The sequence below is a fragment of the Cryobacterium sp. TMT1-66-1 genome (assembly GCF_004403435.1).
Taxonomy (GTDB): Bacteria; Actinomycetota; Actinomycetes; order Actinomycetales; family Microbacteriaceae; genus Cryobacterium; species Cryobacterium flavum.
In genome coordinates this window covers 175,119-191,075 of the sequence record NZ_SOGP01000009.1, presented here as the reverse complement: position 1 = coordinate 191,075, position 15,957 = coordinate 175,119, and the positions used below count along the sequence as shown (strand labels likewise).

The 15,957-nt window shown below is 64.6% G+C and carries 10 protein-coding genes and 1 tRNA gene; 8 read left to right on the top strand and 3 right to left on the bottom strand.

Annotated features, from left to right (window positions below; translation table 11 throughout):
* Window positions 1–45: 45 nt before the first annotated feature.
* Window positions 46–3,621, bottom strand: coding sequence for a helicase (locus E3T29_RS06755; protein WP_134344764.1), 3,576 nt, complete (start codon window positions 3,619–3,621; stop codon window positions 46–48).
* Between the two features lie 140 nt (window positions 3,622–3,761).
* On the opposite strand from E3T29_RS06755, the gene E3T29_RS06750 reads away from it, so the two are divergent.
* Entirely contained in the window at window positions 3,762–4,157 is a 396-nt protein-coding gene (locus E3T29_RS06750; RefSeq protein ID WP_134344763.1) for a hypothetical protein, read from the top strand.
* Between the two features lie 1,632 nt (window positions 4,158–5,789).
* Here the strand turns inward: E3T29_RS06750 and E3T29_RS06745 are convergent.
* A tRNA-Leu gene (locus tag E3T29_RS06745) sits at window positions 5,790–5,873 on the bottom strand.
* Between the two features lie 441 nt (window positions 5,874–6,314).
* Here E3T29_RS06745 and E3T29_RS06740 point away from each other — a divergent pair.
* From E3T29_RS06740 to pknB, 7 genes are all read left to right on the top strand, one after another.
* Window positions 6,315–7,073, top strand: a complete 759-nt coding sequence (locus tag E3T29_RS06740; RefSeq protein WP_104089973.1) for a DUF3662 and FHA domain-containing protein — start codon at window positions 6,315–6,317, stop codon at window positions 7,071–7,073.
* Window positions 7,070–7,657, top strand: a complete 588-nt coding sequence (locus tag E3T29_RS06735) for an FHA domain-containing protein (RefSeq protein WP_092338402.1) — start codon at window positions 7,070–7,072, stop codon at window positions 7,655–7,657. The genes E3T29_RS06740 and E3T29_RS06735 overlap by 4 nt, the downstream gene beginning before the upstream one ends.
* 3 nt (window positions 7,658–7,660) lie before the next feature.
* The gene (locus tag E3T29_RS06730; RefSeq protein ID WP_092338400.1) at window positions 7,661–8,896 is read left to right on the top strand and encodes a PP2C family serine/threonine-protein phosphatase; all 1,236 of its coding nucleotides are present in this window, start codon (window positions 7,661–7,663) and stop codon (window positions 8,894–8,896) included.
* Window positions 8,889–10,277: an FtsW/RodA/SpoVE family cell cycle protein gene (locus E3T29_RS06725; RefSeq protein ID WP_134344762.1), complete on the top strand. Its 1,389-nt coding sequence runs from the start codon at window positions 8,889–8,891 to the stop codon at window positions 10,275–10,277. Before E3T29_RS06730 ends, E3T29_RS06725 begins: the two co-directional genes overlap by 8 nt.
* The gene (locus E3T29_RS06720) at window positions 10,278–11,729 is read left to right on the top strand and encodes a penicillin-binding protein 2 (protein WP_092338396.1); all 1,452 of its coding nucleotides are present in this window, start codon (window positions 10,278–10,280) and stop codon (window positions 11,727–11,729) included.
* Complete coding sequence (locus E3T29_RS06715; RefSeq protein ID WP_134344761.1) at window positions 11,726–13,432, top strand: protein kinase; 1,707 nt, start codon at window positions 11,726–11,728, stop codon at window positions 13,430–13,432. Before E3T29_RS06720 ends, E3T29_RS06715 begins: the two co-directional genes overlap by 4 nt.
* Before the next feature lie 77 nt (window positions 13,433–13,509).
* Entirely contained in the window at window positions 13,510–15,204 is a 1,695-nt protein-coding gene (pknB, locus tag E3T29_RS06710) for a Stk1 family PASTA domain-containing Ser/Thr kinase (protein ID WP_134344760.1), read from the top strand.
* A gap of 51 nt (window positions 15,205–15,255) precedes the next feature.
* Here the strand turns inward: pknB and E3T29_RS06705 are convergent, their stop codons facing one another.
* Window positions 15,256–15,894 carry an aminodeoxychorismate/anthranilate synthase component II gene (locus E3T29_RS06705; protein ID WP_092338390.1) on the bottom strand — a complete coding sequence of 213 codons (639 nt, stop codon included), beginning with the start codon at window positions 15,892–15,894 and terminating at the stop codon, window positions 15,256–15,258.
* Between the last annotated feature and the right edge of the window lie 63 nt (window positions 15,895–15,957).

The following is a 15,957-nucleotide window of genomic DNA, read 5'->3' as shown; positions in this document are numbered from 1 at the left end:
TAGTTTTTCGGTGCAGGCGATCGGAGCCGGCCGAGGAGCAGCGCATCACGCCCGCGGTTGCGTCCGAATTTGTCGGAGTTCAGGACTCTGATTCCTGTCAGCGTATGCGTTACTGTCTAGCCGGGTGTGAGCGCGGGTGGCGAGCTCCTTGACCCGATCGCGTGCCACAGCGGCTCCGTCGCCACCCACCGCATCCGTCGTCTCAGCAGCCGGATTCTGCTCACTGGCCATGGCCGCCAGCCCCGCCACCACTCGGGCCTGCCGTTCTTGCGCCTCGCGGAGATCGGTGCTGTGCTTGAACGGATCGTCGATGCGCGCATCCACCTCCGCGATCGTCGTCTCGGCGTCGACCCGCTTTTGCTGCGTCTCGATGATCAGCTTGGGCAACGATGCGGCTCGGTTTTCGAGCTGCCGCACGAGACCCACCCCCGCCTCGGCGAACTGGTTCCTCGGCACTGTCACGCTCGCCCCCGGCACCCCGCGCAGCTCCGCCAAAATGTGCACCTGACCCAGCGACGTGCGTGACGCCACGTCGATCGGGAACCCGCCAACCTGGCCCAACTCCCCCAGCTTCCGATCGGCGTTGGTGGGCAGATACCGGACGCCGTTGCGCGACGCCCACTCCCCGATCGCGATTCCAGCATCCGCGCGTTTGCCGTACTGCCGGCCTGCCACCGTCATGCGGAACAGGTCATCGCTCGTGTCCACGACCCGCGGAAGCGCGGCCGTCAGCAGGCCGATGTCACGGTCCAGCACCCCGACCTGGCTGCTCGCGTTCACGCGCATGCTCGCTAGGTTGGTCTGGTTGCGCTGCCAGGCCCGCTCGAGTCGTTGCAGCCTCGACACGTCATTGTTCGCAACGGACTGTTCCATCAGAAGCGGGTTTCCCGACGACAGCGCCTTCGTCTCCGCGGCGCCGAGGGCGACATCGCCGATGTCCTCAATCTCGCGCATGTCCAGCCGACCGCGCATGATCTGGGAGATGAACTTCGCCTTCCGCTCCACGGTCTGCCACATATAGCTGTCAAAACTGCGCTCGACGACGTACCTGTACAGCCCGACCTCGGCATTCTGATTACCCTGCCGCACGATGCGCCCGTCGCGCTGTTCGATATCGGCCGGCCGCCACGGGCAATCCATATGATGCAGCGCAATCGCGCGCGCCTGCACGTTCGTACCGACGCCCATCTTCGCCGTCGACCCGACCAGCACGGCCACATGGCCGGCCCGCGCCGCCGCAAACAGCCGCGCCTTGTCGGGGTCCGTTTTCGCTTCGTGAATATAACGGATGGTCTCGGCCGGCATCCCACCATCGACCAGCTTCAGTCGCAGCTCGTCATACGCATTCCAGCGATCAAGTTTCGGCGTGCCCAGGTCACTGAACAGCAGCTGCAGCGCACCCGGCGTCGGCGAGTGCTCCTTCGTCACGTCGTCGAGGTAGGCAACGTCTTTCGTCTCATTCCAGATGCGCAGCACCTGGTGCGCGACGGCGTCGATCTTCGTCGGCCCGTTCGGGCGGTCTCCGCCGACCATCCGCACGTCCAGAGCGGCCTTCCGGCCATCCGTGGAGATCTTGAGCATGTTGTCTTCTTCGGGACGCACCGACTCGTTGGCCACCCGTTCGGCACGCTCTCCGATGTCGGCGATATACGCCTCCAGCTCCGGACCGGGCTGCAGCACAATGTTCTCGGGTACCCGCTGCCCGTCGGAGCGTTCCCGCAACAACGGGGTCGGGAGTTTGAGGTCTTCGGCGGTCTTCACGTCGGCGAACACCTGCCACATCCGCAGCATCTCCGGCACGTTCTGGAACTTCGCAAACCGCGTCTTCAACCGGAAGTTCCCGCCGCCCGTGGGTGCCATCTCCATCTCGGTGACCGTCTGCCCGAACGTCGCCGCCCAGGCGTCGAAGTGGCCGATGCCGGCGTTCTCGAGCAGGTCGGGGCGCAGGTAGCGCTGCATCACGTACGCCTCGGTGATGCTGTTGGCCAGGGGTGTGGCCGTGGCCACGGTCACGACGCGGTCGCCGTGCCGGGAGCGCAGGTATTCGAGCTTCATGTGCAGATCCGTGGCCCGGCCAGCACCGGCGATGCGGGCATCCTGAATGCTCGACTCGGTGGCGAGGTTCTTATAGTCGTGCATCTCGTCAACGACGACATAGTCGATCCCGGTCGACTCGAAGGTAATGCCGGCATCGCGGGGCTTATCCGTGAGGTCCTTGTAGGTCTGCTCCAGTGACAGCAGCTTCTTTTCGATGCGCTTGACGCTCATCGCGTCCTCACCGGTGGCCTCCTCGAACACCACTCGCAGGGTGTCGAGCTCCCGGCTGATGTAACCGGCTTCGGCGACCGGCGACAGCGGGATGCGTTGAAACGCGGTGCGCGTCATGATGATGGCGTCCCAGTCGTTCGCGGCCGCGCGGGCGACGAACAGGCGGCGCTTGTCACCGGCGAGATCGTCACTCGATGAGGCCAGGATGCGTGCCTGCGGGTAGATCTGCAGCCACTCGCGGGCGAACTGCTCGAGCATGTGGTTGGGCACGACCACGACGGGTTTGGTCACGAGTCCCATCCGGCCCAGCTCCATGGTGCCCATCACCATTTCCGCGGTCTTGCCCGCGCCGACCTGGTGGAACAGCCCCACGGCGGGCTCGGAGAGCATCCGAGCCACGGCGGCGCGCTGGTGCGGTCGCGGCACGAAGTTCAGCGCCACCCCGGGCAACGTCAGGTAGTCGCCTTCATGGCTGTAGTCGCGCAGGGCGATGGAGTTGAAACGGCGGTTGTACTCATCGGTGAGGCGTTCCGCCCGCTCCGGGTTTTCCCATACCCACTCGCCGAAGCGTTCCTGCAGCTGGTCGGCTTTCTCCTGCGCCGCCGTGGTCTCCAGCGCATTCACGACCCGTTTCTTCGTGCCCAGCTCTTCATACTCGTCATAGACGGTGATGGGCTTCTGCTCCATCAGCGCCTGGCTGAGCATGGTCGCCGGGCGGCGCACGGTGCCCCACTCGCTGGTGGCGCGCAACGTCTGCCGATTGCCGCGCACCTCCCACATGCCCGGCATCGGATTCTCGACACGGATGCTGCGATCACGCAAAAGCTCCCGGAGGAACTGCTGGTGCGTCTCGGCGTCGACCCAGACAGCGCCGAGCCGCGCCTGGATCTGCTCCATGGTGAGCTTCTCCGGCAGGGCCGCCACGTTCACGGCAAACCGCTCGGGCTCGGTCTCAGCGGCGGTCTGCGCGGCGTCGAGCTTTATCCGCACGTCCCCGGAAAGGTACTCGGGGGCGTGGATCAGGTTTCCGGTGGAGGGGTCGTCGTAGACCATCTCGCCGAGGCCGGCCCTGGCATCCGCTTCGGTCTGGCCAAGCAGGTGCGCGATCGTGTCGAGGTCGATGCGGCCGGTGCGGTCCAGGCTCAGGGTGATCGCCTCGGCGGGGGTTTCGGCGCCCTGGGTGATGGGGCGCTGGGCGACGACACGCTGCTTCAGCATCGCGGCCGGTGACGCGGTCTGCCGTTCCTCGTCGAAGCGTTCCAAGGCCATGACCAAAGGTCCGAACGGGTCGGCGCGCAGCAGACGCGCCGGGGCTGGGGTGATGCGGGCCGTGCCCGCTTCGCCCGTGTCCACCGGTTGACGGGGCTAACATCGTCCAGGCCAGTCGAGTCGGTATCCGCATCTACCTGTCGGTCGGGCCAGGGAACGGGCCACCTACCGACTTCAACATCACCTCGCTCACCGCCGGACGGGACGTGCACGGTAACCCCACGGTGACTACGCTCGTCACCAACACCGGCGGTCGAGCCGTCGACATCACCGGCGAGTTGACCCTTACGCAGGGGCCGGCTGGCCTGTCTGCCGGCCCGTTTCCCCTGCAACAATCAACGACTATACCGCCGGGAGAGCATCAGAATGTTGTCTTCACCTTGGACGCTGAACTCCCCAATGGGCCGTGGGACGCTCAGCTAAAGTTGAAGAGCGGACTGGTCGAGCGTGAAGCGGTAGCATCCATCATCTTCCCGGACGCCGGCCAAGGCGAGACAGTCCTACCCCGCACAGAACCCCTCCTACTCTGGATCGCTCTCGGTGCCGCAATCATACTGATCACCATCGCCATGCTGTGGTGGGTTCGCCGGCGAAACACGCTCACACACAGGCTCTCCTAACTCGCCCACGGCCCCTATCCGGCCCAGAAAAGCGGGTTTGAGGCCTCCGACACTGCATCTGATGTTAGGTGGCGGCGGCGAGGTACTGCCACCGGTTCTCCGAGTTCACGCCCAGGTCCACCAGCTCCCGGTCAGAGTGGTAACCACCAGGCTGATCACTCGAACACGGATATCGCGCCGCACCGACGTCGTCGACTTGTTCCCCAACCCCGCGGCACTGCTCCGCCTCCCAATCCCGAGCTCATTGCTGCATAATCAAACCAGCTGACCCGCACGGTGACAATGAATTGCACCACCCGGCGGTACGTGACCATGCAGATTGGTAGGGGACAGATTTGTTGGGATCGACACGACTCGTGGCGGGAGCGTTTTTAGCCATGTGCATTCTGGGAGCATCTGCGTGCTCAACAAACATCTCCGGTGACTCGCCCGGGGGCGAAGAGGGCGGTTCCACTGCAGCGCCAGATCCCTCTACCAGTGGCAGTCCGGCACCTGAAGATGAGGTTCCACGCGATGATCTCGTCGAGGAAAGAGTTCTACCATGGACACATTCGGCGAACGTCTCGGACACTCAGGTTCGTGTGTTCTTCGTTGGAGGAAATCCTGCGTGCTACGGAACGCGCGCAATCACTGAGCAAACCGGTTCGGAAGTCGCTGTGGCGCTCATCCAAGGCACCTTGCCGGAAGCACCGGAAGCGTGCACTGCCCTGGCGTTTCAGGGCTCGTTACTCATCGATCTCGACGCACCTCTCGGGGAAAGGCCTGTAGTCAAACTTTCGATCGACGGTGCCGTTCCACCATCGAAATAATGCAAAGTGCCCAGATCTGTCAGGTAAGTCACCACTCCGAGCGGTGCTGAAAGTATACGCCGGGGCAAGATTGTTCACGCCGCCTCGCACGCCTACTCGGTATAATCGCCCGCCCGGAATAATCGCTATTATCCCGAATTCGGGATAACAGCGAGGCGTGGTTCAAGACCTTGAAATTCTCGCTGACGTTCCCTGAACGCTTCGGCTCTCTCACCGACGCGAGGACCTTTGGATGTGGCAGTCTGAAATGGCCCCAGTTTTGAAGTTTGTTGCATTCTGATCTGGCCCCACCCCCGACCTGATCCGTACCGTTTTCTTGTCAGCCATGACGAGAAGGGACGGGTGTCGGCGGCCATGACAAGCTACCCATAGGCGGCCACGGAACTGCCCACTGATGGAATCCAAGCTTCACCTTTAACTACCTCGCCGCAACACTCGCCGCCGTCTCCTCGAACCTCCGCAAAACCCATGACTTCTTCGTGAAGGCCGCCGAACTCGACCTCGGCGAGAAGCTCTACCGCGAACGCCGCCGCAAAGAAGCCACCGGAACACCGCTAAGCGCCCACAGCGCCCTACCGGCCCTGGCACCACCGCAGTAACAACGGCCGCCACCCACTCCAGTACCAACCACCCGCGCACCGAAAGCTTCAGCCTGCCCGCCCGCAGGCCTTTTCCTATTTAAACGGGCAACTCCGCCTCAACCGACCAGATCGGCCCAGCCAACACCGTTAAAAACCGAGGGCCGGTCGAGTATTTCTACTCAACCGGCCTGTTCGCTTGGATTTCATGAAAACGAGACTTCAATTTCCTGAAACACCCACAGTGCGCGAGAGGGGACTTGAACCCCTACGTCCTTTCGAACACTGGCACCTGAAGCCAGCGCGTCTGCCAATTCCGCCACTCGCGCGAACTTAGGAATGCTAACACTGCGAGGGGGGTCAGCGCCATTCGACGGCGCGCCGCGCGGGTCCGGGGGCTGAATCGGCCCAATCTCGGCCCCCGCAGCCATGACTGCGCCCGAAATTGGTAGCCGCGCCGGTAATTACTGCAGCGCCCACCGGTATCGGGCGCGACCATCAGGAGAGCCCGCCTATCGGGCGCGGGCACAACGGATGCCCGCCTCGGCCAGCCTCGGAGAGAACGGATGCCACCGCCCGAAACGGCCGCGCAGCATCCGCTCCCCGCCACCTACCGAAAAATACCCACGGAATGCCCATAATGGGCCCCGAATTCGGTCCGGGACCCTCCGCGGGTAGTATGGCTGTTCGTGCCGTTTGCGCCCTGAAGGTGGGTTGTCGCCCGAGACAAGTAACATGCTCATAGCCAAACGGACCGGATCGGGAGACCTGTGGGCATACTGGATAACTTTGAAAAAGGCTTGGAGCGCGCCGTCAACGGAGCGTTCGCCAAGACCTTTCGATCGGGCTTGCAGCCGGTGGAAATAACCTCCGCGCTGCGTCGTGAGCTCGACACCAAGGCCGCTGTCGTCGCGCGGGATCGCATCCTCGCGCCCAATCGCTTTACCGTGCGCATGTCCCACACCGACTACACCCGCATGAGCGCGCTCGGCGTCACCCTCATTGACGAGCTCACCGCCCTCGTGCAAAAGCACGGCACCGAGCAGCGCTACCAGTTCACCGGCGGCATCGATATCACTCTGCAAGACGACCGCAGCCTCAGCGAGGGCATGGTGCAGATCGACTCCAGCTCGGTCAAGAGCAACGTCGCCTGGAGCCCGGTGCTCGACATCAACGGCACCCGGCACCCCCTGGTCAAGGCCCGCACCGTGATCGGCCGTGGTTCCGACGCCGACATCACCGTCGACGACACCGGCACCTCGCGTCGCCACGTCGAAATCCTCTGGGACGGCTCGCGCGCCCAGGTGCGTGACCTCGGCTCCACCAACGGCTCCCAGCTCAATGGCGCCCCGGTCAGCCAGGCCATCCTCGAGCCCGACTCGGTCGTCACCATCGGTCGCACCCGCATCGTGTTCCGCGTGCTCGCCCAGGCCTCACCAGACTCCCGCGAGTACCCGCGCGCCGCGCCGCCGGCCGACCCGCCCACCGAACGCCACGATATGGGCGGATTCTGGGGGCCGAACACATGAACGTCAGCGAACTGACCCTGCTGGTGCTGCGCATCGGTTTTCTGCTCTTGCTTTGGATGTTCATCTTCGGCATCGTCTACGCCCTGCGCAGTGACCTGTTCGGCCAGCGCGTGCGCAAGATGAAAACGGATGCCGCCGCCCCCGCCGCCGCATTCCCGGCATCCGCTGTTCCCGCCGCCGTCCCCGGCCCCGTCGCTGCCCCCGCTGCCGCTGACGCCTTCACGCCGCCCGTCGCGCGCGCCAGCCCGGCGGGCGGGAATTCAGGGGCAGACGGGGGAAGGGCGACTGCCCAGAACACCACCCGCCTGGTCATCACGAGCGGCCCGAAGGCCGGCACGGAGTTTCCGCTCGGCGCCGAAACCATCACCATCGGTCGTTCGAGCGACTCCAGCCTGGTCATCCGCGACGATTACACCTCCACGCACCACGCGCGTCTCATGCTCTGGAACGACGAGTGGATGCTGCAAGACCTGGATTCCACCAACGGCACCTTCCTGGCCGGCTCCCGCGTCACCGTGCCGACCAAAATTCCCCTGAACGCCACCGTGAAGATCGGCGCCACCAGCTTCGAGCTTCGGCGGTAGGTCATGGCGACGGTCAGTCATAGCGCAGCCGCGTCTCACGTCGGCAAGATTCGCTCCAACAACCAGGACTCCGGGTACGCCGGTCGCAGCCTGTTTGTGGTCGCCGACGGCATGGGTGGCCACGCCGGCGGCGACGTCGCGTCGTCGATCGCCACCAAACGCATCATCGAGGCCGACAAGCACTATGCGAGCGCGCAGGACGCCGAATTCGCTCTGCAGGCCGCCCTGATCGGTGCCAACGCCCAGCTGGCCGAGACGGTCTTCGAACACGCCGAACTCACCGGCATGGGCACGACGGTCAGTGCCATCGTGGTGCTTGAGAACGAGGTGGCGATCGCCCACATCGGCGACTCGCGCATCTACCTGCTGCGCGAGCGTGAACTCTCCCAGATCACCATCGACCACACCTTCGTGCAGCGCCTCGTTGACAGCGGGCGCATCACCGAGGCCGAGGCCATGGTGCATCCGCGCCGCTCTGTGCTCATGCGCGTACTCGGCGATGTCGAGGCGAGTCCCGAAATCGACACTTCGATTCTGGCCACGATCGACGGCGACCGCTGGCTGCTTTGCTCCGACGGCCTCACCGGCGTCGTCTCGCACACCGCCATAGCCTCCGCTCTGGCGAGCGGTGCCAGCGCGCAGGATGTCGCCGACCTGCTGGTCAAGGAGAGCCTCGACGGCGGCGCCCCCGACAACGTCACCGTGGTCATCGTCGACATCGGCGCGGGCGACGGCTCCGCGCGCACAGACAGCCCGGTCATCGTCGGTTCCGCCGCGAATCCGCTCGCCTTCGGTGAGGAACCGGGCCGCAACCGTGCCCTGCGCATCCCGGCCCTGCGCCTGCACCCGGTGCGGGAAACCCACTTCGAGCCCGATTCGCAGGATTACCTGTCCGAACTGATCGAAGAGGATGCCCGCCGCGCGCGCCGCCGCAAGGTCACCTGGCTGGTCGGTGTCATTCTGCTGGTGCTCAGCATCGTCACGACCACGATCATCGGCTACCAGTGGACCCAGACCCGCTACTACGTGGGCGTCGACGGTTCGAACGTCGCCATCTATCAGGGCGTGCAGCAGGACATTGGTCCGATCAAACTGTCCAGCGTCTACGAAGACACCGAGCTGAGCCTGTCCGACCTGCGCGTCTATGACCGCCAGCAGGTGGAACAGACCATCAATGCCGGTTCACTGGACGACGCCCTGGCCATCATCGAGCGACTGAAGGGGGCCATCGTTGAGTAAGGCATCCGCTCAAACGGCGCGTCCGGCGGCGACCGAGCCGGTGCGTCGCCTGCGCCTCCCGCAGAAACTGCGCAACCTCGAACTGTTCCTGCTGCTGATCGCGTGCTTCATCAACGCCAGCGCGGTCGTGCTCGTACAACTCGGTGCCCTCGGCGAGCTGGACCCGACCCTCGTGCTGCTCGGCGCCGGCCTGTCGGCCCTGGTGATCACCCTGCACATCGTGCTGCGCTTTGTCGCCCGCGATGCCGACCCGTTCATCCTGCCGATCGCCACGGTGCTCAATGGCATCGGTATCGCCATGATCTACCGCATCGATATCGCCGACAACCAGGGCGGTTGGGAGAGCGCGGCCGTGCGCCAGACGGTCTGGAGTGCCCTGGCTATTTTCAGTGCCATCGTCGTGCTGCTGGTCATCCGCAACCACCGCGTGCTGTTTCGGTACACCTACATTGCCGGTCTCGTCGGTGTGCTCCTGCTCTTTCTGCCGCTCGTTCCGGGCCTCGGCAAGGAGATCAGCGGCGCCAGGGTGTGGATCAGCTTCGGCAATTTCGGCACCTTCCAGCCCGGTGAGATCGCCAAGATCGCCCTCGCCGTGTTCTTCGCCGGCTATCTCGTGCGCAACCGAGACAGTCTCTCCATGGTCGGCAAAAAGTTTCTCGGCGCCCGGTTTCCCCGCTTTCGCGACCTCGGACCGATTCTCATCGTCTGGGCCCTGTCGATGTCAGTCATCATCTTTCAGCGCGACCTCGGCACCGCCCTGCTCTACTTCGGCCTGTTCCTGGTCATGCTCTACCTCGCCACCGGTCGACTGAGCTGGGTCATCCTGGGCATAGGTCTCTTTCTCAGCGGCGCGCTACTGGCCAGCCAGACCCTGGACTACGTCAACGGCCGGTTCACCAACTGGCTGGATGCTCTGAATCCAGACGTCTACGAGGCGAAGGGGGGCAGCTTTCAGCTGGTGCAGGGCCTGTTCGGCCTCGCCAAAGGTGGGCTGCTCGGCACCGGCTGGGGCCAGGGCCGCCCGGAAATCACTCCGGTACCGCAGAGTGACTACATCATCGCGAGCCTCGGCGAGGAACTCGGGCTCGCCGGGCTGTTCGGCATCCTCGCCCTCTACCTACTGTTCGTGGCTCGGGGCTTCCGCATCGGCTTCGCCGGACAGGATGACTTCGGCAAGCTCCTCGCTGTCGGCCTCGCCTTTGTCGTTGCACTGCAGTGCTTCATCGTCATCGGCGGTGTCACCCGGGTCATTCCGCTGACCGGTCTGACCACGCCGTTCCTGGCCGCCGGCGGCTCATCGCTCGTGGCCAACTGGATCATCGCGGCCCTGCTGCTGCGGCTCTCCGACACCGTGCGCAACCAACCCAGGCTGGTGGTCTAAGTGAACCGCGAACTCAAGCGCGTCAGCATCGTCGTGATGCTGATGTTCGTCGCCCTGCTCAGCTCGACCTCGGTCGTGCAGGCCTTCCAGGCCGACAATCTGTCGGCCGACCCACGCAATACCCGCACGCTCTACGACAGCTACCAAGTTGAGCGCGGCGCCATCCTCGTGGCCGGGGAACCGATCGCGCAGTCGATGCCGGCCGACGACGACTACAAATTCTTGCGCACCTATACCAATCCAGAGCTGTACGCACCGATCACCGGGTATATCCCGATCAACGGCGAACCGACCGGCCTCGAGTTCGCCCTCAACGCCGAACTCACCGGGACCTCTAACTCGCAGTTCTTTGACAAGATCAGCGCCCTGGTCACCGGCCAGGACCCGAAGGGCGCAGCCGTCGAGGTCACGATCGATCCGATAGCCCAGCAGGCCGCCTGGGATGCCCTCGGCGATTACACCGGATCGGTCGTCGTCACCGAGCCGGCCACCGGCCGTATCCTGGCCATGGTGTCCAAGCCGAGTTTCAACCCGAACCTGCTCACCGTGCACAACAATGCCGAGGTCACGGCCAGCTACGAAGCGTTGCTGGCCGATCCGAGCGACCCACTGATCGACCGGGCGATCAATTCGCTCAACCCTCCCGGGTCGGTGTTCAAGCTCGTCGTCACCACAGCGGCCTTGGAATCGGGCGACTACACCCCGGAAAGCACCTTTCCCAACGTGGCCGTCTACACGGCGCCCGGCACCACGAGCAAGATCGAAAACTCCAGCGGGGGCACCTGCGGCGCAGGTGACACGGTCACCCTGGCCACAGCGCTCCGGTTGTCCTGCAATATTCCGTTCGCCGAACTCGGCGTCGAACTCGGTGACACCGCTATTCGTGAGACAGCCGAGAAATTCGGCTTCAACAGCAGCTACAGCATTCCCATGAACGTCGCCGGGAGCGTGTATCCGCGTGGGCTCGACGATCCGCAGACCGCGCAGTCGGCGTTCGGCCAGTTCGACGTGCAGGTAACGCCGCTGCAGATGGCCATGGTCAGCGGCGCCATCGCCAACGGCGGCGTCGTAATGGCCCCTAACCTGGTGCAGGAAATTCTCGCGCCCAACCTCAGCGCCATCGAAACCTTCAAACCGGTCGAACTCGGACGGGTGATGAGCGAAGAAACTGCCGCGACGATCACCGCGATGATGATCAACGGCGTTCAGGATGGCGCTGCAAGCAATGCAAGAATAGACGGGGTCGACGTGGCGGGAAAAACAGGCACGGCTCAGAACGGATCAACCGATCCATTCACGTTGTGGTTCACCGGTTTCGCACCGGCGAACGACCCGCAGTATGCCATCACCGTTCTCGTCGAGAACGGCGGGGGAGAAGGACAAACCGGGTTCGGCAACAAACTTGCCGCACCTGTCGCACAGAAAGTACTAGAGGCGGTGCTTAACAAATGAGACCCACAGCAGGCCTCACCTTCGGGGGACGATACGAGCTGCAATCGCGCATTGCGATTGGCGGCATGGGCGAGGTGTGGAAGTCCACCGACCTCGTCATCGGACGCAGCGTCGCCATCAAGATTTTGAAGGACGAGTACCTCGGCGACCCGGGCTTTCTCGAGCGCTTCCGCGCCGAAGCCCGCCACGCCGCTCTCGTCAACCACGAAGGCATCGCGAATGTCTTCGACTACGGCGAAGAAGACGGCAGTGCTTTCCTGGTCATGGAACTCGTGCCCGGCGAAGCCCTGTCCACCATCCTCGAGCGCGAGCACGTGCTGCCGACCGACAAGGTGCTCGACATCGTCGCGCAGACTTCGGCCGCGCTGCACGCTGCCCACGCCGCCGGTCTCGTACACCGCGACATCAAGCCCGGTAACCTGCTGATCACGCCGGAGGGCCGGGTCAAGATCACCGACTTCGGTATCGCCCGCATCGCCGACCAGGTTCCGCTCACCGCGACCGGCCAGGTCATGGGCACCGTGCAGTACCTCTCACCCGAGCAGGCCAGCGGCCACCCGGCGTCACCGACCACCGACATCTACTCCATCGGCATCGTCGCGTACGAGTCCCTCGCCGGCCGACGTCCTTTCACGGGCGAGTCGCAGGTCGCCATCGCCATGGCACAGATCAATGAGATCGCTCCTGACCTCCCGGTGACCGTCTCCGAGCCGGTGCGCAACCTGGTGTTCGCCTGCCTGGCCAAGAACCCGGCCGACCGGCCGGCGTCGGCTGCCCACCTGGCGCGCGCTGCATCCGCTCTGCGTCGTGGTGACGTGGCCGCGGCTGCCGTGGCCGTGCCATCCGTTCTGGGCGGGCTCAGTGCCACCAGCGCCACCATGCTCATGCCCGGCGCCGGAAACGACCAAGCCACGACCATCCTTCCGGCCACCGGTTCCCCCATCACCCGGGCGTCCGCTGCAGCAGCCGCCGAAGCGGAGAAGAAGAAACGCAGCAAGTGGACCTGGCCACTCATCGCGCTCGTCGCCCTGCTCGTAATCGTGCTCACCGGCACGCTCATCGCGCTGTTCACCCAGAACAACGAGACGCCGGTGCCGGCAGCGACGTCGGCGACACCCTCGACCACGCCCACGCCGTCTCCCACACCGACTCCGAGCCCGACACCCACTCCGACCCCCACCAACACCTCGGTCAACCCCGACGACTTCGTCGGCAAGCCAAGCGCCGAAGCCGCAGCTTTGCTCGTCGACATGGGCTTCGTGGCTGACATCGCCAATGGTAATGCCGCCGAGACCAGTGACAACGTCGACAAGGTCTACCGGGTGAACCCCACCGGTCCGGTTCCGGCTGGCACCACCGTGGTCCTCACCGTCTATGGCCCGGTGGCAACGCCGAGCACGCCGACGTCGGCCCCGACGGCGACGCCCTCGCCTGCGGCCCCCGCCGGTACGGTCACGGTCAGCTGGAACGCGCAGACCTGCCCGGCCGGCCAAACCCTGGCCGGTTACGAAATCGCCACCGAGGGCGGTGCCGCCGTCATCACGTCGGCGAACCCGACCAACGCGGAAACGACGACGGGCACCATCACCGCCGGAACCGAGAATTTCAAGGTCAAGTTCCGCTACTTCTGTGGTCAGGTCAGCTCCGAGTTCTCGCCCACGGTCGATGTGAAAGTCACGGGCGACCCAGCTGTCACGGAGTAACTCCCTCATGCCGTGCGGTAAAGTAGCGCTCACTGTGTCCGTCCCGAATACAGTGTCTGATTGTGGGGAGTGCTGTAGTGCCTGACTCTGGTCGTTTGATCGCGGGTCGCTATCGCGTCGGCGCCCTGCTCGGCCGTGGCGGTATGTCCGACGTGCACATCGGCACCGATTCCCGGCTCGGCCGCACGGTGGCGATCAAGCTGCTGAAGTCGACCCTTGCGGCAGACCCGGCCTTTCGCACCCGCTTCCGTCAGGAGGCCCAGGCCGCAGCCCGCATGGCTCACCCGACGATCGTGCGCGTGTTCGACGCCGGCGAAGAGACCGTCACCGATGAGTCCGGCCACGACTCGCAGATTCCGTTCATCGTCATGGAACACGTCGACGGTCGGCTGCTCAAGGACATCATTGGGGAAGGTCCGATCGATTCCATCGAGGCCGTGCGCATCATCGACGGGGTACTGACCGCCCTAGAGTACTCTCACCGGGCTGGAGTCGTACACCGCGACATCAAGCCGGGCAACATCATGATCACCAAGTCCGGCCAGGTGAAGGTGATGGACTTCGGTATCGCCCGAGCCATCTCCGACTCCGCCACGACCGTGGCCCAAACCACCGCGATCCTCGGAACCGCCGCCTATTTCTCCCCCGAGCAGGCCAAGGGCGAGTCCGTCGATGCACGCACCGACCTGTACTCGACCGGTGTGGTGCTGTTCGAAATGCTCACCGGCCGCCCGCCGTTCCGCGGTGATACGCCCGTGGCCGTCGCCTACCAGCACGTCAGTGAGACGCCGGTCAAGCCGTCCGCGATCAACCCCCGTGTGTCTCCGGCCCTCGATTCGGTCGTGCTGCACGCCCTGGCCAAGGACCGTTTTGCTCGCTACCAGAGCGCCGTCGAGTTCCGCAACGATGTCGAGACCGCCGGGTCCGGCCAGATCCCCATCCATCATGCCGGCGAAGACGTCGGCGCTGGATTGTTCGGCGCAGCACCCACCGCCATCACCGGCTCGGCCCTGGCCCTCAAACAGCTCTCCGAAGACCAGACCATGGTGCGCACGCAGCGTCGCCCTCCCGTGATCTGGGTCTGGGCCGGAATCGTCTGCGTCGTCGTTATTGTCGTGGCTGTCATGATCTGGGTGGCGAATCTGCAACCCTCGGTGGAACTGCCCGACAGCTCACGCCAGGTGCCCTCGCTCACCGGCGAGACCTACGATGATGCCCAGAACACCCTCCTCGACCTGGATCTTGCTGCCACCCGTGCCGAAGAGTCGAGCACCACGGTACCCGCCAATCAGGTCATTCGCACAGACCCGCCAGCCGGCACCATCGTCAACCCGTCCGACGTGATCAAGGTCTTCGTTTCGACCGGTCCGGTGCCCGTCGTCGTCCCCGATGTCACCAACCAGACGATAACGGATGCCCAGGCCGCTATCGAAGCGCTCGGTTTCGTCTCCGGGTCGGTCACCGCTGAGAACTCGCCGACCGTGGCCACCGACGTCGTCCTGCGCACCGACCCGGCAGCGGCATCCGCGCAATTCGCCGGGGACACGATCAACTACATCGTGTCGAGCGGACTGGTCACGTTGACGGATCTCACCGGTCAGTCACTCGTCGCCGCGATCGATCTGGTCAGCAGCAATGGCCTCGCGCCCGTCTCCAAGCCCGATCCCACCTGCGCCCAAGAGTCCGGTTCCCCGATCAAGGCGCAGTCCCTGGCGCCGGGCGATGTCCCCCAGCGCTCGGACATCACGCTCACCTACTGCGCCGGCTCCTAGCCCCCTCCCGCTCCTTCTGGACGGGGCTTGGGCCCCGTGCAGAAGGAGACGTCAGGTGAGGCGCAGCAGGGGATGCAGGGACTTTGCGGTCTCCTGGGCGCCCGCGAGGCCGGTCAGGGCCAGCCAGTTGCCGAGCATGCGGTACCCGCCCTCGGTCAGCACCGATTCCGGGTGAAATTGCACACCGAGAATGGGAGCGGATGCGTGGCGTAGCCCCATGATGACACCGCCCTGCGTGCGTGACGTCACCACGAGGTCGCTCGGAACGGTCGACGCGACGACGGCGAGCGAGTGGTACCGGGTGGCCGTGAACGGCTGGGGCACACCCTCATAGAAGTCGCTGCCGTCGTGCGTGATGAGCGACGTCTTGCCGTGCATGAGCTCTTCAGCGTTGGTCACCGTAGCTCCGAAGGCCTCAGCGATGGCCTGGTGCCCGAGGCACACTCCAAAAAGCGGAAGTTCGGCCTCGAGTGCCGCCTCGACCACGGCAATGGACACACCAGCATCTGACGGCTTACCCGGACCAGGTGAGATCAGAACGCCGTCGTAGTCGGAAATGCGGGAGGCGGCATCCGCTTTGTCGAAAGAGTCGTTGCGCACGACATCGGTCTCAGCGCCGAGCTCCATGAGGTACCCATTGAGGGTGTACACAAAGCTGTCGTAGTTGTCGATCACGAGAATACGGGTCATGGGCCGCCCACCGTCGCTTCCTGGTTGTTGAGAATGCCGTCGATCCAGGGATACACCCAGGTG